Genomic DNA, 13,673 nt, shown 5'->3' with positions numbered 1-13,673 from the left:
TCATGTTACTTGAAAAGACTGATGAAGGATTCACGTTGTCGATCGACGGACGCGTGATCCTGACCCATACCCAAAAAAACCCCGCATTCTTTGCCGGTTTCGGTCAGGAGCGGATGGATATGTATCGCGGCAACTTCGATATCGAAGACTATGTCGTCGAACGTTCGCCGCTTCATCACGCTGATGTCGATCGCAATACCATCTCGCTGGCATCTGCGGAGGGACAGCCGCCGCGATTGCAACTGACGCTGGACGGCAACATCCTTCGCTTCACGACACTTGACGAAAGCATCAATCGCCTCTGGCTGCGGACTGTTGCGGAGACTGACGAGCATGTGTGGGGTGGTGGCGAGCAAATGTCCTACTTCGACATGCGTGGCCGGCGTTTTCCGCTCTGGACCTCCGAACCGGGCGTCGGTCGCGACAAGACGACAGAGATCACATTCAAGTCTGACGTCAGTGGCAAGGCAGGGGGTGACTATTACAACACCAATTACCCCCAACCGACCTACCTCTCGTCTCGCAGATACGCCCTCCACATAGAGACCAGCGCATATTCCGTCTTCGATTTCCGGAGCGATGATTTTCACGAGCTGGAGATCTGGGCAATTCCGGAAAAGATCGAGTTTTTCTCAGCCGATAGCTTTGCCGATATCGTCTCGATGCTCTCTTTGCGTTTCGGTCGCCAGCCCGAACTGCCGGAATGGGTTTATAACGGCGCGATCATTGGTTTGAAGGACGGCGTGAATTCCCTTGCGCGGCTGGAAAAAATCATGGCTGCTGGCACCAAGGTTTCCGGCCTATGGTGTGAAGATTGGGTTGGCCTTCGTCAGACCTCGTTCGGTGCGCGCCTGTTCTGGGACTGGCAGGCCAATGAGACACGCTATCCGCATCTGCGCCAGAAGATCGCCGAACTTGCCGATCAAGGCATTCGTTTCCTCGGCTACGTCAATCCCTACCTTTGCGTTGACGGCCCGCTGTTTCCGATTGCTGAAAAAGCTGGTTACTTCGCAACCGACAATGACGGAAAGACTGCACTGGTCGATTTTGGGGAGTTCGACTGCGGCGTTGTCGATTTCACCAATGCAGATGCAGCAACCTGGTTTGCCGAAGAAATCATCGGCAAGAATATGCTCGACTTCGGTCTGTCCGGCTGGATGGCGGATTTCGGCGAATACCTGCCGATCGACATTCACCTGGCCAACGGCGTGGATGCAAAACTGATGCATAATGCCTGGCCAACTCTCTGGGCCGAGGTTAATGCCAGAGCTGTTGAAAGTCGCGGCAAGACCGGTGAGACACTGTTTTTTATGCGAGCAGGCTTCACCGGGGTTCAGGCACACTGCCCGCTTCTGTGGGGCGGAGATCAATCGGTCGATTTTTCTCGACACGATGGCCTTGTCACGGTCATGTCAGGGGCGCTTTCCTCCGGCCTGCTTGGCAACGCCTATCACCATTCCGACATTGGTGGCTACACCAGTCTGTTCGGAAATGTGAGGACACCGGAACTGCTCATGCGCTGGGCGGAAATGGCTGCTTTTACGTCCGTCATGAGAACCCATGAAGGCAACAGACCCCGTGACAACATTCAAATTGACCAAGATGACGAAGTCCTTGAGCACTTTGCAAGGATGACGGCGATCTACGTTGCACTTGCACCGTATTTGAAATCCCTTTCGTCGGAGGCAGCACAGACCGGCCTGCCAGTTCAGCGTCCGCTTTTCCTGCACTTTGAGAGCGATCGAGAAACCTACGCCATCCAGGACAGCTATCTCTATGGTGCAGACCTGCTCGTCGCTCCGGTATGGAAAGCAGGTGAAAATGAACGATCGCTATACCTGCCAGGCAATATTGACTGGGTGCACCTTTGGAGCGGTGAGCGTTATGCGGGCGGCCAGAATGTCACAGTAGATGCCCCACTCGGCAAGCCAGCAGTATTCTATCGCGCCGGAAGTGCATTCAGCTCAATTTTCAAAGCCGTACTAACGATCTGAGCCGTTGACAGAAAGCTAAAAAAGCGACAGTTTCCGACCCATTCCGAGGGGAGCACCGAACGGTGCTGAGATGGCGATGAGCCGGACCCTTGAACCTGATCCGGGTCATACCGGCGTAGGAACGGAAACTGTCGCCTTACAATGGGACACTCTTTCTCTTCTCCGCTCTGCCTGGGTCTCCGTGATTGTCATGTCTGGAGATCGATTGATGATGTTGCATTACCGTTTGCTTGTCACGCGACACCTTAGATCCGTTTGCCGCTAGTCACATGCGAGCCGCTCATGCGTTGCACGGCGTGCTGGTCCTGCTGATTGTATGGCAGACAGGCACATGGCTGCTCTCGCCTCCCCGCTACATATTGCCGACGCCATTCGACGTCTTCAGCGTTTTCATGCGCCAATCCGGCTTCCTATTCAGTCAGGCCGCCGTGACCTTGGCGGAGATGGCTATTGGCCTTGCATTGGGCATTGCCAGCGGGATTGCCGTGGCATTCTTCATCGCCGCCATGCCACGTTTGGGACGCCTTGTGTGGCCAATGGTGATTGTCCTTCAAGCGTTTCCGGTATTCGTCCTTGCTCCGATCCTTGTCCTCTGGTTCGGCTTCGGCATGGCCTCGAAAGTTGCCATGACCGCAATGATCATCTTCTTTCCTGTCGCATCCGCATTCAGCGACGGTCTCAGCAGAACCGATCGCGACATCCTGGATGCTGCCTCCCTGACCCAGGCAAGCGATTGGCAGATCCTCACCATGTTGAGGGTACCCTTGGCTTTTCCATCGCTCGTCTCCGGGTTGCGCGTTGCTGCGCCACTTGCTCCGCTTGGCGCGATCATCGGCGAGTGGGTCGGAGCGTCGTCTGGCCTTGGCTTCGTCATGATCCAGTCAAACGCCCGGATGCAAACAGACGTCATGTTTGCCGCGATGGCAATTCTGGCAGCGATGGCGGTGCTGCTTCGTCTGATTGTCGACCAAGCCACCAAGGGCTTCGCTCCCTGGGCGCACGAAGTCAAAAAACCTATTTATTCTTGAAACTTGCGGAGGAAATCCGAACCATGAAAAGAATTTTTTTGCCACTCCTCTTTGCCGCAGCAAGTTTGCTTGTGCCAGCCCAGTCGCAAGCGGCTGACAAGCTGACGGTTCTCCTTGAGTGGTTCGTAAATCCCGATCACGCTCCCATGGTAATCGCGAGGGAACGCGGACTATTTGCAGATGCAGGGCTTGATGTTGAACTGATCCCGCCTGCCGACCCGTCTGCCGTACCGCGTCTCGTTTCGGCAAAACAAGCCGATATCGGTGTTCATTACCAACCGAACCTTTATCTCGATCATGACGCAGGGCTGCCCATTGTCCGCTTTGGAACGCTCGTCGAAACACCGCTGAACACGATCACGGTGCTGGCCGATGGGCCGATCAAGAGCCTGAAGGATCTGAAGGGCAAAAAGGTCGGCTTCTCGGTCTCTGGCTTCGAAGATGCTATGCTGAAGCGAATGCTGGAGAAAGACGGACTGAAAAAAGACGACGTTGAACTCATTAATGTGAATTTCTCGCTCTCCCCGTCCCTGATTGCTGGCAAGGTCGACGCAACGCTTGGCGGTTTCCGCAACTTCGAGCTGACCCAAATGAAGCTTGAAGGCCATGAGGGCCGTTCGTTTTTCCCGGAGGAACACGGTGTTCCAGCTTACGACGAACTGATTTTCGTCGCACACCGTGAGACCGCCTCAGATAGCCGCCTGCCACGTTTCCTCGACGCAGTTGAGCAGGCTTCCATCTTCGTCACCAACCACCCGCAGGAATCGTGGCAACTTTTCATCAAGGCCTATCCGAACCTTGATGACGAACTGAACAAGTCCGCATTTTTCGATACATTGCCGCGTTTTGCCAAACGCCCGGCCGCGCTCGACACCAAACGTTACGCCAAATTTGGCGCATTCATGCAGGAGATGCAGCTGATCAAAAAGGCGCCTGCAGTCAGTGACATCGCAGTGGAACTGGAATGATGACGACATCCGTGGCAGAAACAATACCGACAGCCGCGAAAGCGGCCGAGGTTCTCGAAACCGTCAGGCAGATGCGCCCCCGTGTGCATTGCCTGATGAATACGGTGGTTCAGAAATTCACGGCGGATGGCATCACAGTCGTCGGCGGAATTCCATCGATGACCACGTCGCTCGAGGAGATCGAGAGCTTCGTTATCAAGGCGGATGCCTTAACGATCAATCTCGGTACTCTCGATGCGGAGCGCCGTAAAGTTATCAGACTGGCCGTCGATATAGCCAATGCTGAAGGAAAGCCGTGGATCATCGATCCCGTTCATTGCGACTACTCGCCCTCCAGATTGGCCTTCGCCCGAGAACTGATTGCACTCGGGCCGACCATCGTGCGTGGTAATCACGCCGAAATGAGCCTTATCGGCGATCTACCTGGCATAGTCAGCATCGAAACTGGGCCAGTCGACCGCCTGAGAACCAAAGATCGGGCCGCAAAGATCGTAAACGGCCACCCATGGATGGCAAAGGTGACCGGAACCGGCTGCCTTTCCGGTGGCGTCATCGCTGCATTCATGGCGGTTGAAAAAGATCCGCTCGCCGCAGCCAGCGCAGCCCTTAGCGTGACGGGCGTTTCCGCTGAGCTTGCAGCACAATATTCCAATGGGCCGGGCAGCTTTGAGCCGGCATTTCTGGACGCGCTTTCAGCTCTTTCCGGCAACGACATTCTAACGCACGCGAGGATCGAACATGACCCAAGTTGATTACCGCCTTAACGCGCTGGTCGACGCCAGTCTTTCTGACATTGCCCCGCTATCGGAACTTGCCCTTTGTGCAGCGCTCAACGGCGCAACCATCCTGCAATATCGCGATAAAACCAGTTCCACCCGTGCCATGATCGAAAATGCACGGGCGATCCGCGAAGCTATTATTGGCACGGGTGTTCCCCTGGTTATCAACGATCGCGTGGATGTAGCGCTCGCCTCGGGAGCAGACGGTGTACACCTTGGTGTTGACGACATGGACGCAAAGACTGCACGACAAATTCTAGGTCGTAGCGCCATCATCGGTCTCACGGTCAAGAACATGGCGGATGCGGTTCGGGCTGCTGCTATGCCGGCCGACTACGCTTGCATTGGAGGCGTTTTTGAAACCGTCTCGAAGGTCAATCCCGATGTGCCCGTCGGCATTGAGGGTCTCTCAACACTCCGAGCCTATTTGCGCGAGCAAAGGCCGGACATGCCGGTAGGCGCAATTGCGGGCATTGATCTTGGACGCGTTCCAGCCGTAATTGCCGCAGGCGCCGACGGCGTCGCGGTCATATCGGCGATATTCCGCGCCACCGACATCTCCAAGGCTGCCGGTGACTTCCGTGCCCTGATCGACAATTCGCTAAAAGAGAGGGCGTCATGACCGCCATTGCCTTGACAATTGCAGGCTCAGACAGCGGTGGCGGCGCTGGTATCCAGGCGGATATCAAAACCTTCTCGGCGCTCGGTGTCTATGCCGCCAGTGTCATCACTGCAATCACAGCCCAGAATACGAAGGGCGTAACGGCCGTCGAGGATATATCCGTTAGTACCATCAGCGCCCAAATGGATGCGGTCTTTTCGGATCTGAAGGTCGATGCGGTCAAGATCGGCATGGTATCGCGCATTGAAACCATCGAAGCGATCGCCGCACGGCTTCGCGTGCAGCCCCAGCCCGTGGTGCTCGATCCTGTGATGGTGGCAACCTCAGGTGACAGGCTGCTGCACCAGGATGCAATTCAAACGCTTCGCCAGCAACTGTTGCCAATCGCCACCATTGTCACACCGAACCTGCCAGAAGCCGCCCTTTTGACAGGAAGGCCGCTCGCCGCGTCAAAACATGAGATCATCGAGCAGGCTGAAGCCATATTGCAGGTTGGTGCAAAAGCCGTCCTCATCAAGGGAGGACACAGCACCGGCGAGGAAAGCACGGACTATCTTTTCACCGATGGAGCGATGCACGCCCTCTCAGCAGCACGTCTTGAAACGAAAAACGACCACGGCACCGGTTGCACACTCGCTGCTGCAATCACCGCGTATCTGGCGCTAGGTCATCAGTTGCACGACGCAGTCGGCCTGGCGAAAGACTATCTGCACGGCGCGCTTGAAGCCGGACGAGATCTTGCTGTTGGGCAAGGACGAGGTCCGGTGCATCACTTCTATCGCATGTGGAGGTGAAACGGGATCGTCGAGCCGCTCCGGCCTCCGATGATCGTCATCTTGGCTTCGGTGTTGCGAGCACGTTGCGAATGGCAAAGCTTGAATGAATGCGCGAAACGCCCGGCAACTTCGAGAGGATTTCCTTGTGAATCCGTTCGAAGTCACCGGCGCTTTCCGCCTCGCAGCGCAAAAAATAGTCAGATCCGCCGGTCATCAGATAACATTCACGTATTTCCGGATAGCGGCGCACGGCATGTTCAAAACGGTTGAGATAGTCCTCGGTCTGACGATCGAGGGTAATCTGAACGATAACCGAGATGACCTCGCCTCCCGCAAGCCCGCTCGTCAGTGCGGTATAGCCACGAATGATGCCTTCGCGTTCGAGAATATCGACGCGACGCAGGCAGGCTGAAGCGGAGAGCCCAACCTCTGATGCGAGCTTGGCGTTGCTGATACGGGCATTCAGCCGAAGCAGACGAATGATGTGGCGATCGGTAGCATCGAGTACGGGCATAGATCCTTCCAATTCTTAGACGAAAATTGCGCATAATTATCATCATTCGCACTTTATTCTGACAATTACCAAGATATTCGACAATCGTTGCAATACCCTCTTCGGATAATAATGAGGGTGAACAACCATGGACATGCAGATCAGCCGCCAACAGGCTGCCGGTGGAGCGAGTGGGTATCTGACGATCGACCTCGGCGCCGTACAGGATAATTATCTGGCACTTTGCGCGATGGCGCCCGAGGCACTTACTGCAGCCGTTGTGAAGGCCGATGCTTATGGGCTCGGGGCCGATACCGTTTCAGGCGTGCTCTATGATACCGGATGCCGAAACTTCTTCACCGCCCACATTGATGAGGCACTTTCCCTTCGATTGCGCATTCCTTCGGACGCTCGAATATTCGTCCTGAATGGCCTTCAGCCCGGAAACGAGGCGTCCTGTGTCGAAATGGATGTCATCCCCGTGCTCAATTCGCTTGAGCAACTCACGCAATGGTCGACGCTTGCAGAAAAGCAGGGCGTCCCCCTTCCCGCAGCCTTGCAGATCGATACGGGCATGAGCCGCCTCGGCCTGTCGCCCGATGAACTCGCATTCCTCCTGTCAAATCCAAAGCCGCTGGAGAAAATCGCAATCCAGTTTGTGATGAGCCATCTCGCTTGTGCTGACGAGCCGGAACATGGCGCAAACGCCGCACAGCTTGCTGCGATGCACGAAGCCTCAGCCTCGTTCCCACAAGCACCCGTCTGCTTTTCTAACTCCGGAGGTATCTTTCTGGGCGCCGGTTACCACCATCAACTTATGCGGCCTGGTATCGCTCTATATGGCGGGGCTCCGTCCACGACCCGACCCAACCCGATGAAACCAGTCGTAAAACTGGACATCGCAGTCATCCAAACCCGAACAGTATCTGCGGGCTCGCTGGTCGGTTATGGCGGCTCATACCGCGTCGAGGCGCAAAAGCGCCTCGCGACGATTGCGGCCGGCTATGCCGATGGCCTTCCCCGTTCGCTCAGCAACAGCGGCGCGGTATGGTTCAACGGCGTCCGCCTGCCCATTATCGGCCGTGTATCGATGGACAGCATCATTGTCGACATTTCTGCTCTGCCAGAAGGGACATTGACGCAAGGCAGTCTGGTGCAGATGATTGGCCCTGACCAGACGCTTGAAGACATTGCCGAGGCTGCGGGCACCATCGCCTACGAAATCCTGACCGGCCTCGGACGCCGCTACCGCCGACATTATATTCAACCGCGCTCGAGCGCAGCCTCTGCTTCAACGACAACAAAAGACAAGTGAGACGATCATGAACGTCACAATTCTGGGAGCCGGCGTTGTCGGCGTGACCTCCGCCTGGTACCTGGCAAAGGCGGGCCACAAGGTAACGGTAATCGATCGCCAGCCGGCGGCAGCACTGGAGACAAGCTTCGCAAATGCAGGCGAGGTTTCCCCGGGCTATTCGTCTCCCTGGGCAGCACCTGGCATTCCGGTCAAGGCGATGAAGTGGCTGTTCATGAAACATGCCCCCCTTATCATTCGCCCGACAACAGACCCTGCCGCATGGCGCTGGATGACCCAGATGCTGCGGAACTGCACATCAGCACGATATGCAATCAACAAGAGCCGGATGGTCCGCATTGCAGAATATAGCCGCGATTGCCTGATGGCATTGCGTGACGAGACGGGCATTCAGTACGACCAGCGCATGCAGGGAACACTGGAGGTTTTCCGCACCCAGAAGCAATTCGATGCTATCGGAAAGGATGTCGATGTTCTTACAGCTGGCGGCGTGCCTTTCGAAATTCTCGACCGGGATGGCTGCGCTGCGATCGAGCCCGGACTTTCGCCTGCGAAGGGCAAGATTGTCGGTGGATTGCGCTTGCCCGGCGATGAAACCGGCGACTGCTTCATGTTCACGACAGAACTTGCCCGGATGGCCGAAGAGGCGGGCGTCACCTTCATCTACGATACGGGTGTCATGCGCCCCATCGTTGAAGCAAACCGTATAAAGGCAGTGGAGACTACAAAAGGGCTGATAGAGGCCGATGTCTTCGTCGCAGCGCTTGGCAGTTATTCACCGCAGTTCGTTCGCCAGCTTGGGCTCGACCTGCCAGTCTATCCGGTGAAAGGGTATTCCATCACCGTGCCGGTCGTGAAAGAGGAACGGGCCCCGGTTTCGACCGTCATGGATGAAACATTCAAGGTTGCCATTACACGCCTCGGCTCACGCATCCGTGTTGGCGGGATGGCGGAGATTGCCGGGTTCAGCAAGGATCTGCCGGCCGTCCGGAAAGAAACGCTAACTCATTCGGTTGAGGACCTTTTTGGTGGCGCAGGCGATCAGTCACAAGCAAAATTCTGGTGTGGACTTCGCCCGATGACACCTGATGGTACGCCCGTTATCGGAGCGACGCGCTACGACAACCTCTATCTCAACACCGGTCACGGCACGCTCGGCTGGACAATGTCGTGCGGTTCCGCCCGGGTATTGTCCGATCTCATCAGCGGCGAGAAGCCGGAAATCGACACGCACGATCTTGCGATCAGTCGCTATGCGGCATGATTGAGCGTTACGCCAGACGTTGTGGCATCCTCGGGTTCATTCCGAGGATGACATCAGTCTAGAGCGCCAGCGCATCCTTGAGTGCGAGACCCTCCTTCATGCGGAGGTCGAGATCTGCCTCGATGTGGTCGATATGATGCAGCATTAATGAGCGGGCTTTTTCCACATCGCCTGTTTCAAGTGCGTCAAGTAGATCAGCATGGTCATTGTGTCCGCAGCTCGAAACGCCTGATCGGCCGTAAAGCGCAATGACAAGAGACGAGCGTGCAACCAGCTCGTCCATGAATTTTGCAAGGATCGCGTTGCCGGAAATTTCAGCCAGCATCAGATGAAAATCGCCCGACGCCTTGATTTCCGCTCGTCTGGCGCTTGGCCCGCGCTCGTGCTGATGCCGCGTTTCTTCCATCAGGTGATCTTTGAGCCGCTTGACCGCGGCAGGCGTCAACCGCTCGATGGCAGCATCGACAATTCCCGGCTCGATTAGTCTGCGCGCTGCAAAAACCTGCCTTGCCTCGTCGGGTGTTGGATTGGATACGAATGCACCACGGTTGCGCTCAGCGCGAACCAGGCCCTCGAAGGCAAGCATCTGGAGGGCTGCACGCACCACCGTTCGACTGACGTCGAACAGCGTTCCGACTTCTGACTCAGACAATTTTGTTCCAGGCGCGAGCCGCCGATCAACGATGGCATCACGCAAAGTGTCGCGGATGGCCTGTGCACGGTCTTCCTGTGTCGGATCTGATGGTGGGGCAATCTGGGCGAGGCTCATTGGTTCGTCCTGTTTCCCCTCTGTTCTAACGCGAAGCGTGCCCGGCGCAAACAGGAATCGTCCAGTCATCGTCGAATTTATTGTATACAATTTTGTGCACTCGTGAAAACGAAAGCGCGTTTTTTGTGCATGCAACCCTCCATGAGAATGCACCCTCTGTTTCCGCAAAAATTAAGTCTTGGAATTCCATGGCCTTAGCGCGCGGAAAGCGAACTGGCACGACTTATGCAACGCATGAACCGATCAAAAGAGGGAAATGCATGAGCAAGGCCGCTGAAATCGACATCGCTTCCGTTTCCAAGATCTATGGCACAACGACTGCGGTCCATGCCATCAGCCTTAAGATACCGGCGGGTAGTTATTGCTGCCTGCTTGGTCCGTCGGGGTGTGGCAAGACCTCCACGCTACGGATGATTGCCGGCCATGAGAGCATATCCAGTGGCGATGTCAGGCTCGGCAATACGGTGGTTACGGACCTGCCTCCTGCCAAACGCGGCACCGCGATGATGTTCCAGTCCTATGCGCTCTTCCCGCACCTTGATCTCGTCGACAACGTCGCCTTCAGCCTCAAGATGAAGGGGATGGATAAGGAAACGCGTCGCAGCAAGGCACTCGACATGCTCAAACTGATGCAGTTGGAGCCTTATGCAAGCCGCCGCCCCGCCCAATTGTCAGGCGGACAGCAGCAGCGTGTTGCATTGGCGCGTGCTTTGATCACCGATCCGGAAGCCCTGTTGCTGGACGAGCCACTCTCGGCACTCGATCCGTTTCTGAAAATCCGCATGCGGGCCGAACTCAAGAAGCTGCAAACGTCGCTCGGCATCACCTTCGTTCACGTCACCCACAGCCAGGAAGAAGCCATGGCGCTGGCCGATATCATCGTTGTCATGAACGACGGTCGTATTGAACAGGCTGCTACACCACGCGAGGTTTTCGAGCGACCGGCGACAGCGTTTGTTGCCCGTTTCATGGGCGACCACAACGTCATTTCCGGCCGTCTTAAGGACAACGACGGCGAGTTCGTGACGATGGAGGTCGCGGGCGGAGGAACCTTCGTCGGTAATGGCCTTGTCCCGAATGGTGACCGCATGGATATCGCCGTCAGGACTGACCGTGTGCGTGTCGGCGAACCTGAAAAACCTGGTCTTGGCTTCACCGGCATCGTGTCCAACGTCGAGTATCGCGGCGGTAGCGTCAAGATTGCGGTGACCGGCGCAGGTATTGAAGACTTCAACGTCATTTTGAGCGATGTCGCCTTTTTCGAGGCGCCGGTGAAGGTCGGCGACGCGATCCCGCTCTCATGGAATACGGCCGATGCCATTGTGCTCGGTCGCGTAGAGAAGTGACCCGAAAAAATAACCAGAGGAGAACTTTGAAATGACCGACACTTCCAAAACCAAGGGCGGACTTTCCCGCCGCGGATTGCTTAAAGCGGGTGCTGCCGCAACCGGTGCAGCGATCGGTTCCGGCCTGATCACCGGCTTCCCGACCATCTGGGCGCAAAACCCGATCACGCTTCGCCAGTTCGGTACCGGCGTATCGAACCTCAATGCCATTGCCGAAAAGTGCAAGGCCGACCTTGGCATTACGCTTGAAATGACCGCGACAGATTCGGACGCAGCCGCTCAGCGCGCTGTCACCCAGCCAAACTCCTATGACATCGCCGACATCGAATACTGGATTTTGAAAAAGGTCTATCCGGCCGGCGTTATCCAGCCGATGGAAATCAAGAAGCTTAAATACTACGACAAGATCGTGCCGCTGTTTAAAACCGGCAAGCTGAAGCCGGACAGCGTCGTCGCGCAGGGCACGGCGCCGCACACGGTCGGGTTTGTCGAAAAGCCTGGCGACAAGTCTTTCGCGAAGGGCGAGACAGACTACTTCACCATGGTCCCAACGATCTATAACGCTGATACACTCGGCATCCGCCCGGATCTTGTCGGCCGCGACATCACGAGCTGGGCCGATATCATGGACCCGAAGTTCAAGGGCAAGACGTCCATTCTGAACATCCCCTCGATCGGCATCATGGACGCGGCGATGATCATGGAAGCCATGGGCAACATCAAATATGCCGACAAGGGCAACATGACGAAGGAAGAGATCGACAAGACGATCGATTTCCTCATCAAGGCCAAGAAGGATGGACAGTTCCGTGCCTTCTGGAAGAGCTTCGACGAAAGCGTCAATCTCATGTCGTCGGGCGAAGTCATCATCCAGTCCATGTGGTCACCGGCTGTTGCAGCCGTTCGTTCCAAGGGCATCGCCTGCAAATACCAGCCACTGAAGGAGGGGTATCGGTCCTGGGGTGGTGGCCTCGGTCTTGCCAAGCACCTCTCAGGCGCAAAGCTCGATGCAGCCTATGAATACATCAACTGGTACACATCCGGTTGGGTCGGTGCCTACCTCAACCGCCAAGGCTATTATTCCGCAGCCATGGAGACGGCTAAGGAGCACATGTCTGCTGACGAATGGGGCTACTGGGTCGAAGGAAAGCCCGCTCAGGGCGACATCGTTGCGCCCGACGGCAAGGTCATGGAAAAGGCCGGTGCGGTTCGCGATGGCGGCTCCTTCGAGGAGCGCATGGGCAAGGTGGCATGCTGGAACTCAGTCATGGACGAAGACCGCTACATGGTCCGCCGCTGGAATGAGTTCATCGCAGCCTGATCATAAAGGTTAGCAAGAAAACGGATGCGCGGCGAATTTACGCCGCGTATCTGGCCCAACCCGGCCCTATTGCGGGAGATAAACCTTGGTGACAGTCAGATTCATCGGTGTGAGCGAAAAGAAGGACAGACCGGAGCGCGCTTTCGTGCTGCCGCAAAAACTGGTCTCCTATATTCAGGCGACACCACTATTCCTGATCCTCGGCTTTTTCCTGCTTCTGCCGATCATCATGATCGCTGTCGTCAGCTTCTGGGATTATGACTTCGCCCAGATGTATCCTGATTTCGTAACGTTCAATTACACGGAAACCATGGGGTCGTGGGTCACCTGGCAGACCTACATCAACACGCTCAAATTCGCGGCCATCGTTTGGGCAATCACGCTTTTTTGCGGTTTCTGGGTCGCCTATTTCCTTGCCTTCCATATTCGAACCACCACCATGCAGATGGTCCTGTTCCTGATCTGCACCGTCCCCTTTTTGACATCCAACATCATCCGGATGATCTCATGGATACCCGTGCTTGGTCGAAACGGGCTCGTAAACAGCGCGCTCGTCGGCACCGGCATCGTGCCAGCACCCATCGAATGGTTGCTCTATTCGGATTTCGCTGTCGTACTTGCGATGGTCCACCTTTATACGTTGTTCATGGTGACCCCGATTTTCAATACGCTGATGCGTATCGACAAATCGTTGATAGAGGCCGCACGGGACGCAGGCGCAAGCAGTTGGCAGATCCTGTCCAACGTCATCATTCCACTCGCCAAACCCGGAATGGCAATTGGGACCATTTTCGTGGTGACGCTCGTCATGGCGGATTTCTCAACCGTTCAGGTGATGTCCGGGGGACAAAGTGCGTCTGTAGCACTGATGATGAAGAACCAGATGTCTCTGCTGCAGTATCCTGCTGCGGCAGCCAATGCTGTCATTTTGCTTATCCTTGTTCTCCTGATGGTCGCTGGCATCCTGCGTATCGTCGACATCCGCAAGGAGCTCTGAT

Annotated in this window: 13 protein-coding genes and 1 riboswitch; of the genes, 11 read left to right on the top strand and 2 right to left on the bottom strand. The window is 56.1% G+C overall.

What is annotated here, in order from left to right; translation table 11 throughout:
- Positions 1–2 precede the first annotated feature (2 nt).
- From FY156_26505 to thiD, 6 genes are all read left to right on the top strand, one after another.
- On the top strand, positions 3–1,994 hold the full coding sequence (locus tag FY156_26505) for an alpha-glucosidase (GenBank protein UXS04990.1): 1,992 nt from the start codon (positions 3–5) through the stop codon (positions 1,992–1,994).
- A gap of 36 nt (positions 1,995–2,030) precedes the next feature.
- A riboswitch (TPP riboswitch) is annotated at positions 2,031–2,133 on the top strand.
- A gap of 130 nt (positions 2,134–2,263) precedes the next feature.
- Complete coding sequence (locus FY156_26500) at positions 2,264–3,022, top strand: ABC transporter permease (GenBank protein UXS04989.1); 759 nt, start codon at positions 2,264–2,266, stop codon at positions 3,020–3,022.
- 23 nt (positions 3,023–3,045) lie between these two features.
- Positions 3,046–3,990: an ABC transporter substrate-binding protein gene (locus FY156_26495; protein UXS04988.1), complete on the top strand. Its 945-nt coding sequence runs from the start codon at positions 3,046–3,048 to the stop codon at positions 3,988–3,990.
- Entirely contained in the window at positions 3,990–4,742 is a 753-nt protein-coding gene (locus FY156_26490) for a hydroxyethylthiazole kinase (GenBank protein UXS05260.1), read from the top strand. Before FY156_26495 ends, FY156_26490 begins: the two co-directional genes overlap by 1 nt.
- Positions 4,729–5,391, top strand: coding sequence for a thiamine phosphate synthase (gene thiE / locus FY156_26485; protein ID UXS04987.1), 663 nt, complete (start codon positions 4,729–4,731; stop codon positions 5,389–5,391). The genes FY156_26490 and thiE overlap by 14 nt, the downstream gene beginning before the upstream one ends.
- On the top strand, positions 5,388–6,185 hold the full coding sequence (gene thiD, locus FY156_26480; GenBank protein ID UXS04986.1) for a bifunctional hydroxymethylpyrimidine kinase/phosphomethylpyrimidine kinase: 798 nt from the start codon (positions 5,388–5,390) through the stop codon (positions 6,183–6,185). The genes thiE and thiD overlap by 4 nt, the downstream gene beginning before the upstream one ends.
- A gap of 37 nt (positions 6,186–6,222) precedes the next feature.
- Here the strand turns inward: thiD and FY156_26475 are convergent, their stop codons facing one another.
- Complete coding sequence (locus tag FY156_26475) at positions 6,223–6,681, bottom strand: Lrp/AsnC family transcriptional regulator (protein ID UXS04985.1); 459 nt, start codon at positions 6,679–6,681, stop codon at positions 6,223–6,225.
- Between the two features lie 127 nt (positions 6,682–6,808).
- On the opposite strand from FY156_26475, the gene alr reads away from it, so the two are divergent.
- Together alr and FY156_26465 are read left to right on the top strand one after the other, a co-directional pair.
- A complete protein-coding gene (gene alr, locus FY156_26470; GenBank protein UXS04984.1) occupies positions 6,809–7,975 on the top strand; it encodes an alanine racemase in 1,167 nt (388 codons plus the stop codon).
- A gap of 7 nt (positions 7,976–7,982) precedes the next feature.
- Positions 7,983–9,239, top strand: a complete 1,257-nt coding sequence (locus FY156_26465) for a D-amino acid dehydrogenase (protein ID UXS04983.1) — start codon at positions 7,983–7,985, stop codon at positions 9,237–9,239.
- Between the two features lie 58 nt (positions 9,240–9,297).
- Here FY156_26465 and FY156_26460 read toward each other — a convergent pair whose 3' ends face one another.
- Positions 9,298–10,008, bottom strand: a complete 711-nt coding sequence (locus FY156_26460) for a GntR family transcriptional regulator (GenBank protein UXS04982.1) — start codon at positions 10,006–10,008, stop codon at positions 9,298–9,300.
- 260 nt (positions 10,009–10,268) lie between these two features.
- Here FY156_26460 and FY156_26455 point away from each other — a divergent pair, with 260 nt between their 5' ends.
- From FY156_26455 to FY156_26445, 3 genes are all read left to right on the top strand, one after another.
- The gene (locus FY156_26455; protein ID UXS04981.1) at positions 10,269–11,354 is read left to right on the top strand and encodes an ABC transporter ATP-binding protein; all 1,086 of its coding nucleotides are present in this window, start codon (positions 10,269–10,271) and stop codon (positions 11,352–11,354) included.
- Between the two features lie 31 nt (positions 11,355–11,385).
- On the top strand, positions 11,386–12,675 hold the full coding sequence (locus tag FY156_26450; GenBank protein ID UXS04980.1) for an extracellular solute-binding protein: 1,290 nt from the start codon (positions 11,386–11,388) through the stop codon (positions 12,673–12,675).
- Positions 12,676–12,760: 85 nt separating this feature from the next.
- The gene (locus FY156_26445; protein UXS04979.1) at positions 12,761–13,672 is read left to right on the top strand and encodes an ABC transporter permease; all 912 of its coding nucleotides are present in this window, start codon (positions 12,761–12,763) and stop codon (positions 13,670–13,672) included.
- Position 13,673: the final 1 nt, after the last annotated feature.

This window comes from Agrobacterium tumefaciens, assembly GCA_025559845.1.
Taxonomy (GTDB): domain Bacteria; phylum Pseudomonadota; class Alphaproteobacteria; order Rhizobiales; family Rhizobiaceae; genus Agrobacterium.
The sequence above is the reverse complement of the archived record's forward strand: the minus strand, read 5'-3'. Positions and strand labels throughout refer to the sequence as shown.